Below are 21,813 nucleotides of genomic sequence, written 5' to 3'. Positions count from 1 at the left end.
GGACCACTATGACTAATGATGCGCTTATCGCTGCCCTTTCACATTTAGTTTCTGAAGGACGTAATCCGGAAACCATGGATATCGACCTGCTGCCTTCTAGTGAAATCGTCAAGCGAATCAATCAACAGGATCAACAAGTTCCGTTAGCCGTTGAAAAGGTTTTGCCTGAAATTGCTCTGGCTGTCGATAAGATCACGGCAGCGTTTAAGGTTGGTGGACGACTGATCTACATGGGTGCAGGTACCAGCGGTCGACTCGGAGTTCTGGACGCATCAGAATGTCCTCCGACGTTTGGTGTCTCAGATCAGATGGTCATTGGTCTGATTGCCGGTGGTCCAGAAGCAATCCTGAAAGCCAAGGAGGGGGCGGAAGACTCACTGACTTTAGGCGTGGAAGATCTCAAATCGATTAACTTCGACGAAAATGATGTCGTGGTCGGCATAGCCGCGAGTGGCAGAACGCCTTATGTCATTGGCGCCCTTGAGTACGCAAACGACATTGGCGCAACGACAGTGGCACTCTCGTGCAACCCTGACTCGCCGATTGCTGATATTGCTCAGATAGCGATTAGTCCGATTGTCGGTCCTGAAGCGTTAACTGGCTCAACCCGCCTCAAGTCTGGTACGGCGCAGAAGCTGGTTCTCAACATGTTAACTACCGCCTCTATGATTCGCTTGGGTAAGAGTTACCAGAACCTGATGGTGGATGTGAAAGCGACGAACAAGAAACTGGTTGCCCGGGCAGCACGCATTGTGATGCAAGCTACTGACTGTGATAAGAGCGAGGCTACTGCGACCTTAGAGCAGACCGACTATGACGTGAAACTGGCTATTCTGATGATATTGACCGGGATGGATGTCGCTGAAGCCAAGAGTAAACTTGATAAGCAAGATGGCTTCTTACGTAAAGCGGTACAACACCATCAAAATGATTAACTGAGAAGTTAGCGGGGGAGCGAATCGTTCTGCTCCCCCTAAGCATCTCTTACTGCAGCAGGGTTAGTTCTGATGTTCGCTCCAGCCGCGCTGCCACTCCATGCGAAATTTTTGTGCCCCTTCGGTACCTTCACATACACCTTCGTAATACTGACCTGACAAACCAATTTGGTAGGCAAAATCTGGATTACAATATTCAGAGACACCTTCGGTATAACCCAGTTCGTAATCAGCCTGTTTCACTGCACCTAAGTTGGTCAACTCTTTATATGAACGCTGAGTGTGACCGCTGACACCATCCTGATAACCAATCTGATACCAGTCTCCCTGTTTAGCGAGTTGCTCTGGGCTGCTCGCACACGCAGCCAAAACGGACAACATAGCCATGACAATTATCTTTCTCATTGTTTTTCCTTGTCTTTATCTTCTACTACTAATCAAACCACTAAACTTCAACAATTGCCACTCACGGATTGAAAAAACCACTTAGTCGCTGAGCAAACCACTCATTTTGCTATACGACCACTCACTGAAGAAGCGACTGATGATTGCAGGGGAAACACTTAGTATGCATGGTGAGCTTAGGGTCTGTTGATCTTTTGCGGTTAAATTTTGTTCGTGATGAAAGCGCTTTAGTCGCGGCGAGAGGTTCGTAGCCTAGTCATCCTAAGCAAGATACCTCTCAACAAAGAGTAAAGCGCTTTCAGCCGAACCCTTTGGGCAGCGTTTGTGGCTCCTTTCTTCTGCGTTATAGGCTTTATCAGGTAGAGCAATACATTTCAAAGCCTCTGCCTTGAATAAAGAACCCACAAACTGCTGCAAAAATCAGCTCAAAAGGTCAACAGACCCTATTTAATTTCACTAAGGAACAAGTGCTATGTTGTGGTTTCTAACCTGTGTTGCTGCCCTGATAGGTGGCTACTTTCTTTACGGAGCTTTCGTCGAGAAAATCTTTGGTATTAACGAAAAACGTCAAACACCTGCGCATACCAAGCAAGATGGTGTCGATTACGTACCAATGTCGACTAAGAAAGTTTACCTGGTTCAACTACTTAATATTGCTGGCGTAGGTCCAATCTTTGGTCCGATTATGGGTGCTCTTTACGGCCCGGCAGCAATGCTATGGATCGTTATCGGCTGTATCTTTGCTGGTGCTGTACATGACTACTTCTCAGGTATGCTTTCAGTACGTAACGGTGGCGCTTCAGTTCCAACCATCACAGGTCGCTACCTGGGCAATGGCGCAAAACACTTTATGAACATCTTTGCCATTGTTCTGTTGCTTCTTGTAGGCGTAGTATTCGTTTCGGCTCCAGCAGGAATGATCACTAACCTGATTAATGATCAGACTAGCCTGAACGTTAGCATGACAACTATGGTTGTTGCCATTTTCGCTTACTACATCATCGCAACGATTGTTCCGGTCGATAAAATCATTGGTCGCTTCTACCCACTGTTTGGCGCACTACTGATCTTCATGTCTGTTGGCCTGATGACAGCGGTTGCCTTCTCAAGCGAACACACAGTAATGGGTGACTTCCAAGTTAGCGACATGCTGACTAACCTAAACCCTAACGACATGCCACTATGGCCTGCTCTATTCATCACGATTGCATGTGGTGCAATTTCAGGTTTCCACGCGACTCAGTCACCACTAATGGCGCGTTGTATGGAAAATGAAAAGAATGGCCGCTTCGTGTTCTATGGAGCAATGATCGGTGAAGGTATCATCGCTCTGATCTGGTGTGCTATCGCACTATCATTCTTCGGCTCTCTGGAATCACTTTCTGAAGCGGTTAAGAACGGTGGTCCAGGTAACGTAGTATACAGCGCTTCATTCGGCCTACTGGGTGTATTTGGTGGTGTTATTGCTTTCCTTGGTGTGGTTATCCTGCCTATCACTTCTGGTGATACGGCATTCCGCTCTAGCCGCCTTATCCTTGCTGAATACTTCAACATGGAACAGAAAACCCTACGCAACCGCCTGCTAATGGCAGTACCACTATTCATTATCGGTGGCGTACTCACTCAGGTAGACTTTGGCATCATCTGGCGCTACTTCGGCTTCGCTAACCAATCAACAGCTGTAATGATGCTTTGGACAGCGTCGGCTTACCTGCTTCGTCACAACAAGCTACACTGGATTACCACTATTCCAGCGATGTTTATGACGACTGTGTGTGTCACTTTCATCCTGAACAACAGCACGCTAGGTTTCGGTCTACCAATCCAGATCTCAACCATTTCAGGTATTCTATTCGCGCTTGCTGCGGCAGGTTACGTGATTAAGACTTCTAAAGGTAAAGGTGAGACTGACCTTGCTGACGAAGAGAAACCACAAGCGGTTACTGAAACAGCATAAACGAGTTATAAGCTACTTTGACAAGGCTCCTTCGGGAGCCTTTTTAGTTAGATAACAAAACAAAAAAACCAGCGATAAACGCTGGTTTTCTGTAATCATAATTGATTAATCGACTTGCTTGATCTGCAACTCTTTCGGCACTTCGAAGAACATGTTCTCTTCGCGTCCCTGAATTTCTTCTACTGAACGAGTACCAACCAGTTGTTTAATTCGTTCTAAGATTTTGTTTACCAACTCTTCAGGGGCAGAAGCACCAGCAGTCACACCCACTTTCACCTTGCCTTCAAACCATTCAGGTTTGATATCTTCAGCACAGTCTGTCAGATAGCCTGGCGTACCGAGTTTTTCTGCCAACTCTTTAAGACGAGTAGAGTTAGAGGAGTTCTTAGAACCCACAACAATCACAACATCTACGTCTGTCGCCATCTCACGCACTGCGTCCTGACGGTTTTGAGTCGCGTAACAAATATCATCTTTGCGAGGCCCCTGAATATCAGGGAATACGCGACGTAGCTCTTCAATCACATCAGCCGTTTCGTCTACTGAAAGCGTCGTCTGGCTAACATAATGCAAATGGCTTGGATCACGCACCTTCTCTTTAAGCGCGACAACATCAGCAGGCGTCTCAACCAGGTACATGCCGCCTTTGTCACTGGCGTACTGACCCATGGTACCTTCAACTTCAGGATGACCCGCGTGACCAATCAACACCACTTCCATATGTTTGCGGCTCGCACGAGCAACTTCCATATGCACTTTAGTCACCAACGGGCAAGTCGCATCGAAAACCGTAAGATCACGCTCTTTCGCTTCTTTACGCACAGCCTGAGAGACCCCATGAGCAGAGAAAATAACGATATTGTCGTCTGGCACTTCATGCAGCTCTTCAACAAAGATCGCACCGCGCTGTTTTAGGCCTTCCACGACAAAACGGTTGTGAACCACTTCGTGGCGCACATAAATTGGTGGCTGGTACAGTTCTAGTGCACGCTCTACGATACTGATCGCTCGATCTACACCGGCACAAAAACCGCGAGGGTTGGCTAATAGAATTTTCATGTCATTGCTCATGGCGTCGTTTTCTTCTTTGGGCGGTTATTCTACTGACAAAATCTCAACTTCAAAAGTCACATCCTGCCCAGCAAGAGGATGGTTAAAGTCGACGGTCACTGAATCACCAGCAATCTCAGTAATAATTCCCGGAATTTCCATTCCATCAGGGCCTGAGAAAGCCATAATCGTACCGACTTCAACTTCTGCATCACCCACAAACTTAGTGCGGTCCATATGGTGAATATTGTCTGGATTTGGCATACCAAACGCATCCTGAGCTTTAAGTTCGATCGCTTTTTGCTCACCAGCATTAAGGCCGATTAAGCACTGCTCAAAGTTATCACTCAGACTGCCGTCACCAATAACAAGCTTGGCTGGTTTGCCCATATTGTGGGTACTGTCTGCAACAGAGCCGTCTTTCATTTTAATCGTAAAGTGCAGAGTTACTGCTGAATCTTGGGCAATTGTAGTCACGTTACTGCTTCCTTGGTGTCATTATTGTTTTAATAGCTATCTCACTGCCAAATTTAGCACAGCGGATCAATCAAGACGGGTATACTAAAAAGCGCCGTCGTAATCAACCGACAGCGCTTAGGGTTATTCGATATATCACGAATTAGGCTTTAGCGTCTTCTTTGTTACGAAAGCCATCCAGGATAATCATCGCGGCACCGATGCAGATGGTAGTGTCAGCCAGATTGAATGCTGGCCAATGATAGTTACCCCAGTAGAAGTCGAGGTAATCAACCACAAAGCCATGAACAACACGGTCGAAAACGTTACCAACCGCACCACCAATGATCATTGCATACGCAATGTTATTCCACTTTTCCGCAGCTGGAAGTTTACTCATCCAATACGTCAGCATGCCCGTTACGGCAAATGCAATACCGGTAAATAACCAGCGTTGCCAGCCAGCTTGATCACTTAAGAAACTAAACGCTGCTCCATAGTTATGAACATAAAGAAAATTGAAGAAAGGTAATACCTCTATTCGATTCGCCCAGCCATAACCCATGTTATCCATCACGAATAGCTTAATACCGATATCCGCAAGGAAGATAACCACCGCTAGCCACAGCCAACGTACACCTGATTGCTTTAATGGAATATTTGACATCTTTTATCCTAAAAATAACCCCAGTTGATACTGGGGCTATCGAATTACAAAAAAGTTCAAAAAGCTAACACGAGTTACGCAAATTTACGCACTTCGCCTTCACCATCGACGTTTGATACACAACGACCACAGATCTTCTCATGACCCGCGATAGTGCCAACGTCAGGTGTATGGTGCCAACAACGGTCACACTTCTCGTTCTCGGTCGCTTTCACTTCAACAAACAGACCTTCTACATCCGTCGCTTGTGCTGTGTCAGACTTCTCGCTTAGAGGCTTAACAACAGCCGCTGAAGTAAGTAGTGCGAAACGTAGCTCATCTTCTAGCTTGCTTAATTTAGCCACTAGCGCGTCGTCTGCGTAAAGCGTCACTTCTGCTTGTAGTGAACCACCGATTGTCTTGTCTTTACGAGCATCTTCTAGCAGCTTGTTAACACCGCCACGAACAGCCTGGATTTCAGCCCAGAATTCGTTGCTCATCTCTTCGCCTTCAGCAAGACCGAACAGACCATCGAACCACTCACCAGTGAAAACAAACTTATCGCGTTCGCCTGGCATCTCGTTCCAGATTTCATCTGCAGTGAATGACATGATTGGAGCCATCCAACGAACCAGAGCTTCTACGATGTAGTAAAGCGCGGTCTGACAGCTGCGTTGCGCGTGGCCACCACGTTTCGCTGTGTACTGACGATCTTTGATTACGTCTAGGTAGAATGAGCCCATTTCAATTGAACAGAACTGCATTAGACGCTGAGTTACCGCGTGAGTGTTGTACTCACCGTACGCTTTAACAATCTCTTCTTGAGCAGCTAGTGCACGACCTACAGCCCAACGGTCCAGAGCAACCATTTCCTCTGCAGGAACGATATCTGTTGCAGGGTTAAAGCCGCTTAGGTTAGCCAGGAAGAAACGTGCCGTATTACGAATACGACGGTACGCATCAGCAGAACGCTTCAGGATCTCATCAGATACTGCAACTTCGCCTGTGTAGTCGGTAGATGCTACCCATAGACGCAGAATATCTGCACCTAGCTTATTCGTTACATCTTTTGGAGCAACGACGTTACCGATAGATTTAGACATCTTACGGCCATGGCCATCAACGACGAAACCATGCGTCAGAACTTGCTTGTATGGTGCTTCATCTTTCATCGCAATAGATGAAATCAGTGAAGACTGGAACCAGCCACGGTGTTGGTCAGAACCTTCCAGGTAAAGATCAGCACTGTTACCGTTGTACTCTTCACGTGCGTCAACCACTGAGTAGTGTGTAACACCTGAATCGAACCATACGTCTAGTGTATCTAGCACTTTCTCGTACTTGTCAGCTTCTTCGCCTAGTAGATCTGCAATTTCAAGATCCCACCAAGCCTGAATGCCTTTTTCTTCAACTAGCTGAGCGACTTTCTCAACAAGTTCGATTGTGTTCGGGTGAAGCTCTGCAGTCTCTTTGTGAACGAATAGAGCAATTGGCACACCCCAAGTACGTTGACGAGAGATACACCACTCAGGACGACCTTCAATCATACCTTCGATACGGCTTTGACCCCACTCAGGCATCCACTCAACGTTTTTGATTGACTCTAGTGCTTTTGCACGTAGGCCAGCCTGGTCCATAGATACGAACCATTGAGGAGTTGCACGGAAGATGATTGGAGTTTTATGGCGCCAACAGTGTGGGTAGCTGTGCTCGTAAGCGTGGTGATGTAGCAGAGCGCCTTTCTCTTTCAGCGTTTCAACAACTGCATCGTTCGCTTTAAATACGTGCTGGCCAGCAAATAGCTCTGTATCAGGAAGGTAAACACCGTTTGAACCTACTGGGTTAGCAACTTCCAGGTTGTACTTGTTACCTACTGCAAAGTCTTCCTGACCGTGTCCTGGAGCTGTGTGAACAACACCGGTACCAGAATCAGTCGTAACGTGATCACCCAGGATCGCAGGAACAGTAAAGTCATAGAACGGGTGGTTGAACTGAGTTAGCTCAAGATCGCTACCTTTAGCAAAACCAAGGTTATGGAAGTGCTCGATACCCGCGCGATCCATTACGTCTTTCGCCAGCTCAGAAGCAACGATAATACGCTCTTTAGACTCACCCTCTACCTGGATAAGTACGTACTCTAGATCATCACGTAGACAGACTGCACGGTTAGCAGGCAGAGTCCATGGCGTGGTTGTCCAGATTACGATAGAGATATCACCTTCGCCTTCGTGACCTTCATTAAGATCAAACTTAGCCAGCAGCGCTTCAGCATCAGCTGCTTTAAAGCGAACATCGATAGATGGTGATACTTTGTCTTTGTACTCAACTTCCGCTTCAGCAAGTGCTGAACCACAGTCAGTACACCAGTGAACTGGTTTGAAACCTTTTAGCAGGTGACCATTGTCTGCGATCTTGCCTAGTGCACGGATAATGTTTGCTTCTGTAGCAAAATCCATAGTGCGGTATGGCTTATCCCACTCACCCATGATACCCAGACGTTTGAAGCTCTCTTTTTGACCTTCTACCTGACCTGCCGCGTATTTACGACACTCTTCGCGGAACTCTGCCGCAGAGATTTTTTGGCCTGGTTTGCCTTTTTTCTTTTCTACCATTAGTTCAATTGGTAGGCCGTGACAGTCCCAACCAGGAATGTACGGAGCATCAAAACCAGAAAGTGTTTTGGATTTAATAATAATGTCTTTAAGAATCTTGTTTAGCGCGTGACCAATATGAATGTCACCGTTAGCGTATGGAGGACCATCATGTAGAACGAAAGATTTTTTGCCTTTCTTCGCTTTACGGATTTCACCGTAAAGATCTTCTTGATACCAACGTTTAAGCATTTCTGGCTCACGATTGGCCAGATTGCCGCGCATCGGAAACCCTGTTTCAGGAAGGTTCAGGGTATCTTTATACTCACTCATCGATTCTTAATTCCGTTGTGTTGGGTGACAGTTAGACATTATGCCAAGCAGCGAACTAAACCGCTTGGTCTTTACGCTGACGCAGCCACACCCTTGCTGCTTCAGCATCCAATTCAATTTGTTGTTTTAAAGCTTCGAATGACTCAAATTTGTGTTCATCTCGAATCTTATCTAAAAGTACGATTTCCAACTGCTTGCCATATAAATTGGCTTTAAAGTCAAATAAATGTACTTCTAATTGCTGGCGGACACCGTTAACAGTCGGTCTGTTACCAATGTTTGCCACGCCTCCAACAGGCTCATCACCAAGACCTAATGCCTCGACGGTATAAACACCTGATACTGGAGACACGCAACGTTTTAGCGGGATATTTGCCGTCGGGAAACCTATGGTTCTACCCAATTTACGACCATGAGAAACCCGGCCACTAATACTATAATTGCGCCCTAGCATTTCCGCAGCAGCATCAAGCTTATCTTGCGCTAATGCCTGACGAATTGCCGTGCTACTCACACGTAATTTCGCTAAGCGGAAACTTTGAGTACTTACTACCTCAAAACCGTACTTTTTTCCGGCTTCCTGTAGCATTGCAAAGTTCCCTTTTCGGTTTTGACCAAAGCAGAAATCATCGCCTACGACGAGAAACTTAACACCCAATCGCTCTACCAACAAGTCACTAATAAATGCCTCTGGTGTTTGATTGGCAAACTTATGGTTAAAGTTTACGCACAGTAGCCTTTCAATATTTAATTTGCTCAGTTGGACAAACTTATCTCTTAAGCGTGTCAGCCGCGCGGGCGCTTTGTCTTTAGCAAACAGTTCCAATGGCTGAGGGTCGAACGTCATAACCGTCGAAGGTAAACCTAATTCCTTTGCCTGTTCAGACACTTGCCGTAACACTTCCTGATGTCCAAGATGAACACCATCGAAGTTTCCGATCGTCAATACACACCCTTGATGGTGTGGTTTGATATTGTGAATACCTCGAATCAATTCCATTGGGGACTGCTAAAAACCTATCTATTTTGTATAAACGCTCTTAAAAAGAGTAAACATTGCGTGAAACTGACGGATTATATACTAATCAGGCTTGCTCTGTCGCTGCTTTTAAGTCTTTTAAGCGCACACCCATAATGACAAGCGTCACCAGATAAACCACTGCACCTAAACCAATCAGCATCGTCAACCACATCACTCGCTCAGATAAGCTCCAGCTTAACCAAACAGCCATCTCTTCTAGTTTCCACACGATCGCAGCAACCATTAAGCCACCAGCAATGATGAGTTTGCCTACAAACAACAGCGTTTTACGCGTCAATCGGTAAACGCCCGCTTTATGCAAACCTCTATATAGAAGAGACATGTTCACAAATGCAGACAAGGCTGTCGCAATAGCCAGGCCAACATAGCCATAGAACCAGGCAAAGATAGCGTTGAAAACCATGTTAGTCACCATAGCAATAATGCCGTACTTAACGGGCGTCTTAGTATCCTGACGCGAATAATAGCCAGGCGCTAATACCTTGATCAGCATAAAGTTGAGCAAACCCGAGGCATAAGCCACTAAGGACATTGAAGCAAACTGAACGTCTTGAGGAGTAAACTCACCGCGCATAAACAGAACCATCAACATAGGTTTTGCTAATACCATCAGCCCCAACATCGCTGGAATACCAAGCAAAGTCACCATGCGTACACCCCAGTCCATTGTCTGGGCAAAACCCTCGCTATGGGCATCAACGTGTTTGCGTGATAACGCTGGAAGAATAACGGTAGCTATAGCAATGCCGAATAAACCAAGTGGGAACTCTAGTAAACGATCTGAGTAATAAAGCCAACTGATTGAGCCGGTTTGCAGAAAACTGGCAATAAAGGTGTCGAATAGCAGGTTAATCTGACTCACAGACACACCGAACAGAGCCGGAATCATCAAAGTACGGATTTTAACTACCCCCGGGTCACGCCATCCCCACTTTGGTTTCACCATCACTCCCGCTTTGATCAAGAAAGGAAGCTGAAATAGAAACTGAACCAAACCGCCAAGGAAAACACCAATCGCTAAACCAATTTCTGGTTGAGCTAGCTGAGGAGCAATAAACCAGGCCGATAAAATGATCATCACGTTGAGGAACACTGGGGTAAATGAAGAAACGGCAAATTTCCCCATGGTGTTGAGTATTGCCCCAGAAAGAGCGACAAAAGTGATGAACCATAAATATGGGAAGGTAATTTTCAGCATCAGGCTGGCCAGAACAAACTTTTCTGCCGAGGGGCCACCATTCATCCAATCAAGAAACCAACCAAAACCAAATAATGCGGTGACGACTCCCGAGCCTAAGACACCTAGCAGTGTCACTATAGAGACAATAACCCCTAACGTACCCGCGGCTCTGGCAATTAACTGACGGGTTTTATCCATATCGCCAGCTGCATGATACTCAGTCAGAACAGGGACGAAGGCTTGCGAGAATGCACCTTCAGCAAATAAACGCCTGAGAAAATTGGGAATTTTATTGGCAAAGAAGAACACATCAGCACTTGCCCCAGCCCCCATAAGGTTGGCTACAACAACATCTCGCACTAAACCTAGCACGCGAGAAATTAAGGTCATGGCACTGACTATCATGCCTGACTTGAGTAGGCGTTTACTCACAATTACCTCGGGAATCAAAAATTTCGCTCTACTTTACACTAGGAATGTCATAACCAGAGCAGATTAGTATTAGCATTGAAAAAAAATACTGTTAGAATCCCCGCCATCTTAACCGTGAAGACCTTTCAATCCAAAATTTGTTTGGCTCGATTGGTTTTTGCACAAATTATTTGACATTTAAGCGCAAATAGGGGATATTCCTCGCCCTTAAAATGTCACTGAACTAAGTTTTTGGGAGTTAGACCCTTGGCAAATAGTAAATCTGCTAAGAAGCGCGCTATCCAGGCTGAGAAACGTCGTCAGCACAACGCTAGCCGTCGCTCAATGATGCGTACTTACATGAAGAAAACTGTTGCTGCTATCGAAGCAGGCGACAAAGCTGCTGCAACTGAAGCATTTGCTGCAGTTACACCAATCCTAGACCGCATGGCGACTAAAGGCCTTATTCACAAGAATAAAGCTGCACGTCATAAGTCTCGTTTCGCTGCTGCAATCAAAGCTCTTTAATAGAACTCTGATTACTCAGTGAAAAGAAAAACCGGCCTTGGCCGGTTTTTTTATATCTCGCATTTATCTAATTCAGTTGCCGGACTACAGTGCAGCCTCAGTTTCCTTCTCACAATACAGTTCATGAAGTAGTTGAATCATTAATTTAACCTCTTCACTACTTAACGTGTAGTACACTGTTTGCGCTTCTTTACGCGTGTGAACTAACCCATCTCTTCTCAGCCAAGCTAAGTGTTGAGATAAGGCCGACTGGCTCAACTCTAGTTTGCAGCACAATTCACCCACTGATAACTCTTGGTTATGCAGTAGGCACAAAATCTGAAGACGTCGTTCATTCGCCATCGCCTTGAGTAGCACCACTGCTTTTGCAGAGTTTTTTTCCATCTCTTGTAAATCCATCACCTCTGACCTCTTGATACAAGCATAACTTTGACAAATATTTCAGCCTTACAGAAATCTCTAACTTTTCTGCACTGACTAGATTCACACGAAGAGTAATTATAGTTGAGTGAATCGTTTCGCATAGTAATTCAAATGGAGCAAATAATCCATTTGGTTACAATAAGCATCTGGTTTAATTGAATAAACTAGTAAAATCTACATCACAAACATTCTTCACTGCAGGATGCTGAATCATCCTTTCAGCGAATATCACATAATACTCTTCTTTTAGCTCATCAATATGACCGATTAACTGAAGCGGTAAGTCACTTTCTACTTCCGTAACATAGATAGATGGCGCCAGAAAAATTACATCATGATGATAACGAGCAAATGCCTTCATTAACGCGACATCATCGAACTCACCGAGAATATTTGGTTGTAGTCCTTGGCGATCAAACCATTGAAGTACTTTACGTCCCATCGCTGTTCGACTACCCGGAATCAACAGTTTGCGCTGCTCTAATACTGCTGGAAAGCTGGCACTGTCCAGGTTCCCTGAACAAAAGAAACTCATATTACATTCACCAAGCTTCTTACTATAAAGGCCAGGACTCTGGCTTGAATCAACCGGACAATCTGAAAGAATCATGTCCAGTTTATGCTGCGAAAGCTGCTCCAGTAGCATTTCGTGAGTCGACTCAAAACAACGCAGGTGGATGCTATTGTCGTCAGGAACGGTAGTGAGCAAGATTTTGCTAACCAGTCGCTTAGAGAGAGCATCCGCGACACCAACATCAAAAAGAATATTTGAACGCTGACTGTAGTTAACGATATCGAGCATCTCATAACTTAAGCCAAACATTCGGTCGGCATACTTAAAAACCAATTGACCAAGCTCAGTCGGTTCTATACTGCGACCATTTCGCTTGGTTAATTTACCGTCCATTCGCTCTTCAAGAGCTTTGATCTGCCCGGTTACAGTCTGTGGGGTTAGAAACAAAGCGTCAGCAGCTTTGGTGACAGACCCTTGCTTGCAAACCATCCAGAAGTAATAGAGGTGGTTGTAATTCAAATGCGACATCGCGATGACTCTCTTTTATCTAATCGATAGGGTTATAACAAAAGCTAAGCATGACAACAATAATTCGAAAAACTTACCAATTAAAGATTTCTTGTGCGTTTTACCGAACTCTTAAATTCAATTATTACAATTGACTGTAATAAATGTATCACTAAGCGTTTTTTTTCTGCATTTTTTTTGATTTTTATCACATTGACAAACTACCCAAAATAAAGACCAAAAACAAAATAAAATCAGTAACTTAAATAACCTGTAAAGTTCAAAATACAGTTAAATTTCGCTACTTGAGAGAAAAAAAATGCCATTACACACAACTGTAATATTACTGAAATATTTCCGCTCTACCATCAGCCTCAGTTTCAACAACAGACCAAAACAAAGACATTAACGGTCCACGGAGAAAATGATTATGAACCAAGCTACTACTACAGCGGCGCCTATTTCGAGCACTACTCGCTGGTTGCGCTGGGCTAACTTGGCATTCATGTTGTATCTGCTACTTCTAGCGGTATCTATGGTAGGCAGTGGTTTCAAATGGGCAACTGGCGATCAAGCTAAAGTACTATTTGAATTTGCATCTCACCCAGTAGCAGGTTTGATGATCGGTCTAGTCGCAACAGCACTTATCCAATCTTCAAGTACAGTAACTTCAATTATCGTGGGCCTGGTGGCCGGCGGTCTTCCGGTGGAAACAGCTATCCCAATGGTGATGGGTGCAAACATCGGTACAACAGTAACAAACACACTAGTTTCTTTAGGACACGTTCGTTGCAAAGAAGAGTTTAAGCGCGCATTCGCAAGTGCGACTATTCACGACTTCTTCAACCTACTAGCGGTTGCAATCTTCCTGCCTCTAGAAATGATGTTTGGTATTCTTGATAAGATTTCACATTGGTTAGTATCACCGTTCCTGGCAACGGGCGATATGAGCATCAAAGGTCTTAACTTCATTAAACCAATCACTAAACCAGTTGTTAGCGCGATCAAAGAGCCTCTAGGCACGTTCGGCGACACTATGGGTGGTGTACTACTTATCGTACTTGGTATTGCAACAATCTTCGTAGCAATCACTGTGATGGGTAAACTAATGAAGAGCCTAATGGTTGGCCGTGCTCGTGAAATCCTGAAGAACGCAATTGGTCGTGGCCCTATCCACGGTATCATGTCGGGTTCAGTAGTTACTGTACTGGTACAGTCTTCATCGACAACAACAAGTCTTATGGTTCCACTTGTAGGTTCTGGTGTACTTAAAGTACGTGATGTTTACCCATTCACTCTAGGTGCTAACATCGGTACATGTATTACAGCTCTACTAGCAGCAACAGCAGTTTCAGGTGAGTTTGCAGTATTCGCCCTTCAGATTGCTCTGGTTCACCTGGTGTTCAACATCATGGCAACGGTATTCATCTACGGCATCCCGTTCCTACGTGAAATTCCAGTTAAAGGTGCTGACTTCATCTCTGACATGGCAGTGAAGAACAAAGCAGTTGTAGCAGGTTACCTACTAGCGGTATTCGTAGTACTACCTGGTTCAATCCTGGCACTTACTGCTTAATATTAAATACCATCGCTTTTGCAAAGCCCGCAACTTAGGTTGCGGGCTTTTTTGTTTGAGAATCGAGAATCGAGAATCGAGAATCGAGAATCGAGAATCGAGAATCGAGAATCGAGAATCGAGAAAATTATGACTTATCAAGGACTAGTTATGTCAACACCTTTACCACTAAGGTTATATCAACTTACTCCCCGCCTCTCGAAGGGCGAAGCCCGTTCTAAATTCTCGCAGGACGAAGTCCGATCTCTAAGCGAAGCGCCCTAAACCCTCCCCGTTTAAGTTACAAAAAAACCGCCCTGATGGGCGGTTTTGTAATTCATAGCGTCTTGTTAAACCGAAAACGGATACTTAATCGCATCGTGGTGTTCATACCCTTCAACCCAGAAGTCATCCAGAGTTACCCAAGTTTCCAGGTCTTCTAGTGACTTAATCTCAGGGTTAATGTGAAAGGTTGGTGCCTTAAGCGGCTCACGTTTAAGCTGCACATCACGCATTAGCTCTAGTTGATCTTCGTAGATATGAGCATTAACAATCTTGTGGTATGCCTGCCCTGCTTTCTTACCAGTAATTTGAGCCATGATCGCTAAGAAGACATATACCTGAACCATATTAAAGTTCAGACCTAGCGGTACATCACAAGAGCGCTGTGTGCTGTTGAGATATAAAGTATCACCCAGCAATGAGAAGTGATGGCTGTACATACAAGGGCGTAAACAGCCCATGTGAAACTCACCAGGGTTGTAGAAGTTAAGGATTTCACCACGGTCATCGACACCGCGTGTCAGGTCGTCAACAATCTTACGAAGCTGGTCGATATGACCACCATCCGGCTTAGCCCAAGCACGTCCCTGAACGCCGTATACGCGCCCCATGTCGTCTTCGCCTTTACGGTATGGATTGTTTAGCCAAGCCTCGTTCTGGTTAGCATTCGCGTCCCAGGTTTTGGTACCAAGGTTACGGAAGTCTTCCGCATTATCGTAACCACGAATATATCCCAGCAACTCAGCTACAGCAGCTTTCCAAAAACTTTTTCGTGTTGTCACTAACGGAAACTGGTTGTTTGCCACGTCGTACGTTAGATCCGCATTGATAACTGTCAGGCAACGCTTGCCAGTACGTTCGTTTTCAACCCACTCGCCTTGGTCAACGATACGCTGACAGAGATCTAAATACTGTTTCACACCAATTCCTTACTTCGCTTGTTGTGGTAATTCGTCTTTATAATGGCCGCGCTTGTATGCCCAAACCATCATCAAAATGCCGATGATCACCATTGGTAATGACAGGATTTGTCCCATAGAGATAAATCCACCAAATAGACCTAAGTGAGCATCCGGTTCGCGCACGTATTCTACTAGGAAACGGAAGGTTCCGTAACCCGCAAGGAACAAACCTGATACCGAACCCAGTGGGCGAGGCTTTTTGATAAACCAGTTTAAGATGAAGAACAGCACAATACCTTCTAACGCCATCTCATATAGTTGAGAAGGGTGGCGTGGCAGTGGACCGCCATTAGGGAAGACAAATGCCCATGGCACATCAGTGACGCGACCCCACAGTTCACTGTTCATAAAGTTACCCAAGCGCCCCATACCTAAACCGAATGGAACCAGTGGAGCGATGAAGTCTGCAACACCAAAGAAGGTACGGCCATTTTTCTTGGCGTACCAGAACATGGCACTAATTACACCAAGCAGACCACCGTGGAAGGACATGCCTCCGGTCCAGACTTTAAACAAGTAAAGTGGATCTTGAAGGAACAGGTCGAAGTTGTAGAAAAGCACATAGCCGACACGACCACCAATAACGACACCTAAAAAGCCTGCGAACAGTAAGTCTGAAACTTGTTCACGCGTCCAGCCACTGTCTGCTTTGTCTGCACGTCGATTTGCCAGCCACAGTGCAAAAGCAAAGCCGACTAGATACATTAACCCGTACCATCGGATAGAAAGAGGACCGATGGAGACTAGTACCGGATCAATATTTGGAAAAGTTAAATATCCCTGAGACATAGGATTAATACTCTTTGTAAAATTCTGATAATTTCGAAACGTATAGATGAGAGTGTGTTACAGCAACATAGTTCCGGCAACAAACATTAAAAACAGTGCAAATATTTTTTTCAATGTTGGTGTTGGCAATGAGGAGGCAAGCTTAGCACCAATACGAGTGGTCAGCATAGAGGTGGATGCGATAGCTATCAAAGCAGGCAAGTAAACATAGCCCACGCTATATGGGGGTAAAGCATCGACCTGATAACCATGAAGAATAAAGCCAATCATTCCGGACACCGCAATCAGGCAACCACATACCGATGACGAACCGACAGCCTTACGCATTTCGATACCGTGACGGTTGAGGAATGGCACAGAAAGGGAACCGCCGCCAATACCAGCTAAACTGGAGATGACACCAATCCCAGTACCATAAGCCATTGTTGCCGCCGTACCCGGCATACTCTTAGATGCCTTACCGCGAATCGAGAACAGCATCTGGATTGCCAGCAGTAATACAATAATGCCGAATACTCTTGGCAAATGTTGCGATGGGATCCACTCAGCGACATTTGCACCTAAGAAGCCACCGACCACCACTCCGGGCATTAACCACTTAACCACAAACATGTCGACATTGCCCAGCTTAAAGTGATTAAGCGCTGATGACCCTGATGTGGCAATAATCGTCGCCAGTGACGTCGCAAGAGCAATGTGCATGCTAATGCTCGCCTCAATGCCAGCAGCAGGCAACATAAATAGCAAAGCCGGAACGACTATGAGACCGCCACCGATCCCAAGTAAGCCAGCCATTACACCGACAACAGCACCAAGGGCCATAAAAGAGATAAGTAATTCTATCGACACATTGAACCCTATTTGTTGCCTGCACGAATAAAGCCAGCGAAGCCTTTATCCTCGAAAAATGACTGCATCATAGTATAAATGTTATGTCCGTAAGGTTGCATCAGAGCTTTGTCAGCTAATTGTCGCAACTCTTCGGTTTCAGTATGCCGCAATAAGTATTTCACTTTAGCGACGTTAGAGGTGTTCATACTCAGGCTACGGTAACCAAGGCCGACCATGAGTAATGCACCTATTGGGTCACCAGCGAGTTCACCACAGATACAGACAGGTAAATTCAATTGCTCACAGGTGGTATGGATATGCTGCAGAGCCATGATTACTGAGGGGTGCATTGACTCATACACATCTGCAACCCGCGAGTTATTACGGTCAACGGCCAGTAAGTACTGGGTCAAGTCATTGGTACCAATCGAAACAAAATCTACTTTACTGGCGATCAATGGCAGCAAATAGATCATCGAAGGTACTTCGATCATGACACCGATTTCCGGCATGCTAATACGCTCATCTAACTCGGCGACCTCTTGATGGGCTCGCGCAATCAGAGCGATGGCATCATCAAGCTCCTGAGCTCCAGAAACCATTGGCAAAAGGATACTCAGATTCTGATGGTCTGCACTGGCACGCATCATGGCACGAATCTGCATCAGGAAGATATCTGGGTGGTCGAGGGTAAAGCGAATACCTCGCCAGCCTAAGAATGGGTTATCTTCTTCGATTGGCAGGTACGGAAGTGCTTTATCGCCACCAACATCCAGAGTACGCATCACGACGCGTTTATCTGGGTAACTGTTTAACACAGCTTGGTACTGCTGAGTCTGTTCTTCTTCAGATGGAAAGCGGTGCTGCAATAAGAAGGAGATTTCCGTTCGGTACAACCCTACCCCATCAACCCCCTGGTTGATGGCAATATTGGCGTCGGCACTCAATCCCGCATTGAGCATCACTTCGACCCGTTGACCATCTTTGGTAAAAGCTGGCTCTTCAATACGCTGGTTAACCTTGTCAGCTAATTCGCGCTCCTGATTTGCTAAACCACGATACTCACGCAGTAGCTGCTTGTTGGGCGATATGAGGATTTTTCCGCTGTAGCCATCGACGACACCCAACTTGCCCTTAATCGCCTTAGGATTAAGATTAGCGCCCATAACGGCTGGAATGCCTAAAGCACGAGAAAGAATCGCAGCGTGAGAGTTGGCCGCACCTTCTAAAGAGATAACCGCCAGCAGCTTCTCTTTCGGAATGGAAGCAAGCAGAGTTGCCGTTAACTCTCTAACAACCAGAATCACTGGTTTTTCAATCACTGTATGGTCTTGAGCGGTGTTGTGTAAGAAAAACAGCAGGCGCTGCCCTAATTCACGGATATCCTGTGCCCGCTCACGAAGATAAACATCCGACATACGAGCGAAACGGTTCGAATAGGACTCAACAACCTGACGCAATGCCCAGTCTGCCCGGTCACCTTTCTGAATCTGCGCCTTTAAATCTTTACGCAACATAGGGTCATTCAGCAGGTGGGTAAACAGATCAAAGATAGCCAGTGCATCTTTGTTAATTTCACTGTCGAGCTTCTTACGCATACGACGGAAATCATTTAACGCTTCTTCAATCGCTAACAACAACCACTCTTGTTCGCGCTCGACGTCTAAGGTAGATGCAGGATAAACATTCGTCAGGTCAGGCTGAGTGTCATCCCACCAGAAGTCACCAATTGCGACCCCCGAGGAAGCAGGAACTCCACGGATAGCTTGTTGCTTTTTCTCCAGGCGCCAATGACCTTGAGTCTGAGCATGGGCGATAATAACCGCGAGCTGAGCTGCAAGAGTCACCAGGAATGACTCTTCCATCTCATTAAATAAACGAGGAGATTTTTGCTGGACAACCAACACACCGAGCACTTGCTTGCGGTAAATAATTGGCGTGCCAAGGAAGCTCTGGTAAATCTCTTCACCAAGCTCGGAAAAGTATTTGAAGTTAGGGTGTTCAGACGCTTTAGCGATATTGAGTGGCTCAGCGCTGCGCTTAACCAGACCTACCAAGCCCTCACTAAAGCGAATATGGATCTTATCACCTTTGAAACGCAGGCCTTGAGTTGCCATTAACTCTAAGCGCTGCATCTCTTCATTGGCTAAATAGACAGTGCAACACTCAGTGCTCATCGCACTGCATGTTTGTTTAACTAAGATATCTAAAGCCTGATGAACTTCATCCACTTTAGAAACTTGTTCAACTATCTCCCTTAGTTGAGAAAGCATGTCTATCCTCTTCGGTGTTTACGCTTGCCTTTCACTCTACGTTCTTTGAATGGCATTGCCATCGATGCAAACTCTTTCATCGCTCGACGATAAACATCGCGCTTAAAAGAAACCACTTGTCTGACTGGATACCAATAACTTACCCAACGCCAACCATCAAATTCAGGGGAACTACCGCGCTGCATATTGATCCTAGATTCATCGCAATCTAGGCGCAGTAGAAACCATTTCTGTTTTTGGCCGATACAAACAGGTTTTGAATCCCAGCGAACCAGACGCTTTGGTAACTTATACCTAAGCCAATGACGACTCGTCGCTACAATTTTTACGTCTTTCTTAGTAAGACCAACCTCTTCATATAACTCCCTGTACATTGCTTGTTCAGGGGTTTCACCTTCATCAATCCCTCCTTGGGGGAATTGCCAAGAGTGTTGTCCGTATCGTTTTGCCCAGAAGACCTGACCATGGCTGTTACAGATTACAATACCCACATTTAAGCGGTAACCGTCGCCATCTATCACTGGCCAACCTCTAATAAATTCTTAATTACAGTGATTTTTCCACATATCCCCAATATGAGCAAACTTACTAGTGTGACTAACGCAGAAAATATTACTACACACTGCCATAATGGATAACTTTTAACCAAAGCGTGGGTTACTCACACCGTTGTGAGACATAGCCCACATTTATTCACCTTTTCTGTGTATAAGTATGTGAAGAATCAATGAGAAAGTGATCAATAAGCGTACAACGATTGAATTTCAGCATAAAAACACATCATAACCAAAATAAATAGATCAATTAAAACATATACTTAATAAGATCCACAAACCTATACCCACCATTATTACTGACCAAATTCATCACCACGATCAGATCGGTTAAAGATCAACCAGCAAGGTATTTATCCACACCAACAAGTTGTAAAGTCACTAATCGAGGAAAAACTCAAGGGAATTTATCATCATAAACCCCTGTTAATTCATACATACCTATGAAAAATTCACGATTTCGATCTAGCACCTGTGGATAACTATCAATGCGATGATCTTTTAACCATAAAATCGCCAGCTATGATCATTTGTTGCAGGTCGTAATTTGAGTCAATTTCGCTACAATAAGCCCACTCACTCGATCTTCACCAAACAGCATGAAACCAGAACCACAGTCAGAACAAGAGTTACTCGCCAGAGCCACGGATATCGCAGGCATGAGCTTTGAGGAGTTAGCAAAGGAAGCAAACATAGATGTTCCACCGGATCTTCGTCGCGATAAGGGATGGGTTGGTCAACTGCTGGAATGGCACTTGGGTGCGACTGCAGGAAGTAAACCTCAACAGGATTTTGAACAACTGGGGATCGAACTAAAGACCATTCCAATTGGTTATACCGGTAAACCTCTCGAAACAACCTTTGTCTGCGTGGCTCCTTTGATCGGCGTTCATGGGTTGACCTGGGAAACCAGTCACGTACGCAATAAACTGTCACGTGTACTCTGGATCCCTGTTGAAGGGGAAAGAGAGATCCCATTAGCAGATAGACGAGTAGGATCACCACTTATCTGGTCTCCATCAGCAGAAGAAGAACAGCAACTGAAAGTTGATTGGGAAGAGTTAATGGAAATGATCGTACTGGGTCAGGTTGAGCAGATCACTGCACGCCACGGCGAAGTGTTGCAACTCAGACCAAAGGCGGCAAACAGTCGTGTGTTGACTGAAGCATATGGCGCCAGCGGCAAACCAATAAAAACTTTGCCGCGTGGCTTCTACTTAAGAACGCAATTCACGGCAAAGATCTTAGATAATAATTTTGTTTAGTGTGTAGTCAGCGACAGCTCTACATCATGATATAACGGGCCATCACCGGCTCCACATTCATCATAAGCATTGTGCAGGCGCAAATAGGCTCGCTCAACACCGAGGCGAATCAGCTCCTCTTTTACCAGCTCTAACGAGTCAAAATGAACTGGCTCGTCGTCTATTCTTATCGGTTCAAGTCTGTGTTTGTACTCAACCGCAAGCAAATATTGGGATAAGTCAGAACACCCGATAACAAACACCTTAGGTGGCTGATAGCTATCTTTGTGATGACCATGAATCCACTTATCTAACTGAGTTTTTTGCATTCTTCACCTCCAATAA

Annotated in this window: 20 protein-coding genes; 5 read left to right on the top strand and 15 right to left on the bottom strand. The window is 45.3% G+C overall.

Going from position 1 to position 21,813, the window contains the following annotated elements; translation table 11 throughout:
* The first annotated feature begins 8 nt into the window (after window positions 1–8).
* Window positions 9–935, top strand: coding sequence for an N-acetylmuramic acid 6-phosphate etherase (gene murQ, locus RH46_RS07625; RefSeq protein ID WP_006878830.1), 927 nt, complete (start codon window positions 9–11; stop codon window positions 933–935).
* A 63-nt stretch (window positions 936–998) separates the two neighbouring features.
* Here murQ and RH46_RS07620 read toward each other — a convergent pair whose 3' ends face one another.
* Complete coding sequence (locus tag RH46_RS07620) at window positions 999–1,340, bottom strand: DUF2799 domain-containing protein (protein WP_040895402.1); 342 nt, start codon at window positions 1,338–1,340, stop codon at window positions 999–1,001.
* A 472-nt stretch (window positions 1,341–1,812) separates the two neighbouring features.
* Between RH46_RS07620 and RH46_RS07615 the strand changes: the two genes are divergently transcribed.
* On the top strand, window positions 1,813–3,297 hold the full coding sequence (locus RH46_RS07615) for a carbon starvation CstA family protein (RefSeq protein WP_006878828.1): 1,485 nt from the start codon (window positions 1,813–1,815) through the stop codon (window positions 3,295–3,297).
* A gap of 105 nt (window positions 3,298–3,402) precedes the next feature.
* Here the strand turns inward: RH46_RS07615 and ispH are convergent, their stop codons facing one another.
* From ispH to murJ, 6 genes are all read right to left on the bottom strand, one after another.
* On the bottom strand, window positions 3,403–4,368 hold the full coding sequence (ispH, locus tag RH46_RS07610) for a 4-hydroxy-3-methylbut-2-enyl diphosphate reductase (protein WP_006878827.1): 966 nt from the start codon (window positions 4,366–4,368) through the stop codon (window positions 3,403–3,405).
* A gap of 24 nt (window positions 4,369–4,392) precedes the next feature.
* Complete coding sequence (fkpB, locus tag RH46_RS07605; RefSeq protein WP_006878826.1) at window positions 4,393–4,824, bottom strand: FKBP-type peptidyl-prolyl cis-trans isomerase; 432 nt, start codon at window positions 4,822–4,824, stop codon at window positions 4,393–4,395.
* Window positions 4,825–4,966: 142 nt separating this feature from the next.
* The gene (gene lspA, locus RH46_RS07600; protein WP_006878825.1) at window positions 4,967–5,470 is read right to left on the bottom strand and encodes a signal peptidase II; all 504 of its coding nucleotides are present in this window, start codon (window positions 5,468–5,470) and stop codon (window positions 4,967–4,969) included.
* 74 nt (window positions 5,471–5,544) lie between these two features.
* On the bottom strand, window positions 5,545–8,373 hold the full coding sequence (gene ileS / locus RH46_RS07595; RefSeq protein WP_006878824.1) for an isoleucine--tRNA ligase: 2,829 nt from the start codon (window positions 8,371–8,373) through the stop codon (window positions 5,545–5,547).
* Between the two features lie 55 nt (window positions 8,374–8,428).
* Entirely contained in the window at window positions 8,429–9,373 is a 945-nt protein-coding gene (gene ribF / locus RH46_RS07590; protein ID WP_006878823.1) for a bifunctional riboflavin kinase/FAD synthetase, read from the bottom strand.
* An 85-nt stretch (window positions 9,374–9,458) separates the two neighbouring features.
* Window positions 9,459–11,027, bottom strand: a complete 1,569-nt coding sequence (gene murJ, locus RH46_RS07585) for a murein biosynthesis integral membrane protein MurJ (protein ID WP_006878822.1) — start codon at window positions 11,025–11,027, stop codon at window positions 9,459–9,461.
* A 246-nt stretch (window positions 11,028–11,273) separates the two neighbouring features.
* On the opposite strand from murJ, the gene rpsT reads away from it, so the two are divergent.
* Window positions 11,274–11,534, top strand: a complete 261-nt coding sequence (rpsT, locus tag RH46_RS07580) for a 30S ribosomal protein S20 (RefSeq protein ID WP_004744855.1) — start codon at window positions 11,274–11,276, stop codon at window positions 11,532–11,534.
* An 84-nt stretch (window positions 11,535–11,618) separates the two neighbouring features.
* On the opposite strand, the gene RH46_RS07575 is transcribed toward rpsT, so the two are convergent.
* Window positions 11,619–11,933, bottom strand: coding sequence for an ArsR/SmtB family transcription factor (locus tag RH46_RS07575; RefSeq protein ID WP_006878821.1), 315 nt, complete (start codon window positions 11,931–11,933; stop codon window positions 11,619–11,621).
* 175 nt (window positions 11,934–12,108) lie between these two features.
* Window positions 12,109–12,999, bottom strand: coding sequence for a transcriptional activator NhaR (gene nhaR, locus RH46_RS07570; RefSeq protein WP_006878820.1), 891 nt, complete (start codon window positions 12,997–12,999; stop codon window positions 12,109–12,111).
* A 409-nt stretch (window positions 13,000–13,408) separates the two neighbouring features.
* Here nhaR and RH46_RS07565 point away from each other — a divergent pair, with 409 nt between their 5' ends.
* Window positions 13,409–14,554, top strand: a complete 1,146-nt coding sequence (locus RH46_RS07565) for a Na/Pi symporter (protein WP_006878819.1) — start codon at window positions 13,409–13,411, stop codon at window positions 14,552–14,554.
* A gap of 329 nt (window positions 14,555–14,883) precedes the next feature.
* Here the strand turns inward: RH46_RS07565 and RH46_RS07560 are convergent, their stop codons facing one another.
* From RH46_RS07560 to rppH, 5 genes are read right to left on the bottom strand one after another with little or no spacing between them, the layout of a single operon-like run.
* Window positions 14,884–15,735, bottom strand: a complete 852-nt coding sequence (locus RH46_RS07560; RefSeq protein WP_006878817.1) for a thymidylate synthase — start codon at window positions 15,733–15,735, stop codon at window positions 14,884–14,886.
* 9 nt (window positions 15,736–15,744) lie between these two features.
* Window positions 15,745–16,566, bottom strand: a complete 822-nt coding sequence (gene lgt, locus RH46_RS07555) for a prolipoprotein diacylglyceryl transferase (protein WP_006878816.1) — start codon at window positions 16,564–16,566, stop codon at window positions 15,745–15,747.
* Between the two features lie 57 nt (window positions 16,567–16,623).
* The gene (locus tag RH46_RS07550; RefSeq protein ID WP_040895399.1) at window positions 16,624–17,415 is read right to left on the bottom strand and encodes a sulfite exporter TauE/SafE family protein; all 792 of its coding nucleotides are present in this window, start codon (window positions 17,413–17,415) and stop codon (window positions 16,624–16,626) included.
* An 8-nt stretch (window positions 17,416–17,423) separates the two neighbouring features.
* Complete coding sequence (gene ptsP, locus RH46_RS07545) at window positions 17,424–19,670, bottom strand: phosphoenolpyruvate--protein phosphotransferase (RefSeq protein ID WP_006878814.1); 2,247 nt, start codon at window positions 19,668–19,670, stop codon at window positions 17,424–17,426.
* A gap of 2 nt (window positions 19,671–19,672) precedes the next feature.
* Entirely contained in the window at window positions 19,673–20,191 is a 519-nt protein-coding gene (gene rppH / locus RH46_RS07540; RefSeq protein WP_006878813.1) for an RNA pyrophosphohydrolase, read from the bottom strand.
* A gap of 632 nt (window positions 20,192–20,823) precedes the next feature.
* Between rppH and mutH the strand changes: the two genes are divergently transcribed.
* Entirely contained in the window at window positions 20,824–21,489 is a 666-nt protein-coding gene (gene mutH / locus RH46_RS07535; protein WP_006878812.1) for a DNA mismatch repair endonuclease MutH, read from the top strand.
* On the opposite strand, the gene RH46_RS07530 is transcribed toward mutH, so the two are convergent.
* A complete protein-coding gene (locus RH46_RS07530; protein WP_006878811.1) occupies window positions 21,486–21,797 on the bottom strand; it encodes a DUF6482 family protein in 312 nt (103 codons plus the stop codon). The two genes, mutH and RH46_RS07530, sit on opposite strands and share 4 nt — an antisense overlap.
* Window positions 21,798–21,813 lie beyond the last annotated feature (16 nt).

This window comes from Vibrio brasiliensis LMG 20546, from assembly GCF_000189255.1.
GTDB lineage: Bacteria > Pseudomonadota > Gammaproteobacteria > Enterobacterales > Vibrionaceae > Vibrio > Vibrio brasiliensis.
This window is presented reverse-complemented; position numbering and strand designations above follow the sequence as displayed.

What these genes read in the sequence shown, in the direction of transcription:
- ptsP (WP_006878814.1), bottom strand. Translation starts at nt 19,670, where the DNA reads ATGCTTTCTCAACTAAGGGAGATAGTTGAACAAGTTTCTAAAGTGGAT.
- RH46_RS07530 (WP_006878811.1), bottom strand. Translation starts at nt 21,797, where the DNA reads ATGCAAAAAACTCAGTTAGATAAGTGGATTCATGGTCATCACAAAGAT.
- nhaR (WP_006878820.1), bottom strand. Translation starts at nt 12,999, where the DNA reads ATGTCGCATTTGAATTACAACCACCTCTATTACTTCTGGATGGTTTGC.
- RH46_RS07575 (WP_006878821.1), bottom strand. Translation starts at nt 11,933, where the DNA reads ATGGATTTACAAGAGATGGAAAAAAACTCTGCAAAAGCAGTGGTGCTA.
- ileS (WP_006878824.1), bottom strand. Translation starts at nt 8,373, where the DNA reads ATGAGTGAGTATAAAGATACCCTGAACCTTCCTGAAACAGGGTTTCCG.
- RH46_RS07620 (WP_040895402.1), bottom strand. Translation starts at nt 1,340, where the DNA reads ATGAGAAAGATAATTGTCATGGCTATGTTGTCCGTTTTGGCTGCGTGT.
- RH46_RS07615 (WP_006878828.1), top strand. Translation starts at nt 1,813, where the DNA reads ATGTTGTGGTTTCTAACCTGTGTTGCTGCCCTGATAGGTGGCTACTTT.
- ribF (WP_006878823.1), bottom strand. Translation starts at nt 9,373, where the DNA reads ATGGAATTGATTCGAGGTATTCACAATATCAAACCACACCATCAAGGG.
- mutH (WP_006878812.1), top strand. Translation starts at nt 20,824, where the DNA reads ATGAAACCAGAACCACAGTCAGAACAAGAGTTACTCGCCAGAGCCACG.
- ispH (WP_006878827.1), bottom strand. Translation starts at nt 4,368, where the DNA reads ATGAGCAATGACATGAAAATTCTATTAGCCAACCCTCGCGGTTTTTGT.
- lspA (WP_006878825.1), bottom strand. Translation starts at nt 5,470, where the DNA reads ATGTCAAATATTCCATTAAAGCAATCAGGTGTACGTTGGCTGTGGCTA.
- RH46_RS07565 (WP_006878819.1), top strand. Translation starts at nt 13,409, where the DNA reads ATGAACCAAGCTACTACTACAGCGGCGCCTATTTCGAGCACTACTCGC.
- murQ (WP_006878830.1), top strand. Translation starts at nt 9, where the DNA reads ATGACTAATGATGCGCTTATCGCTGCCCTTTCACATTTAGTTTCTGAA.
- lgt (WP_006878816.1), bottom strand. Translation starts at nt 16,566, where the DNA reads ATGTCTCAGGGATATTTAACTTTTCCAAATATTGATCCGGTACTAGTC.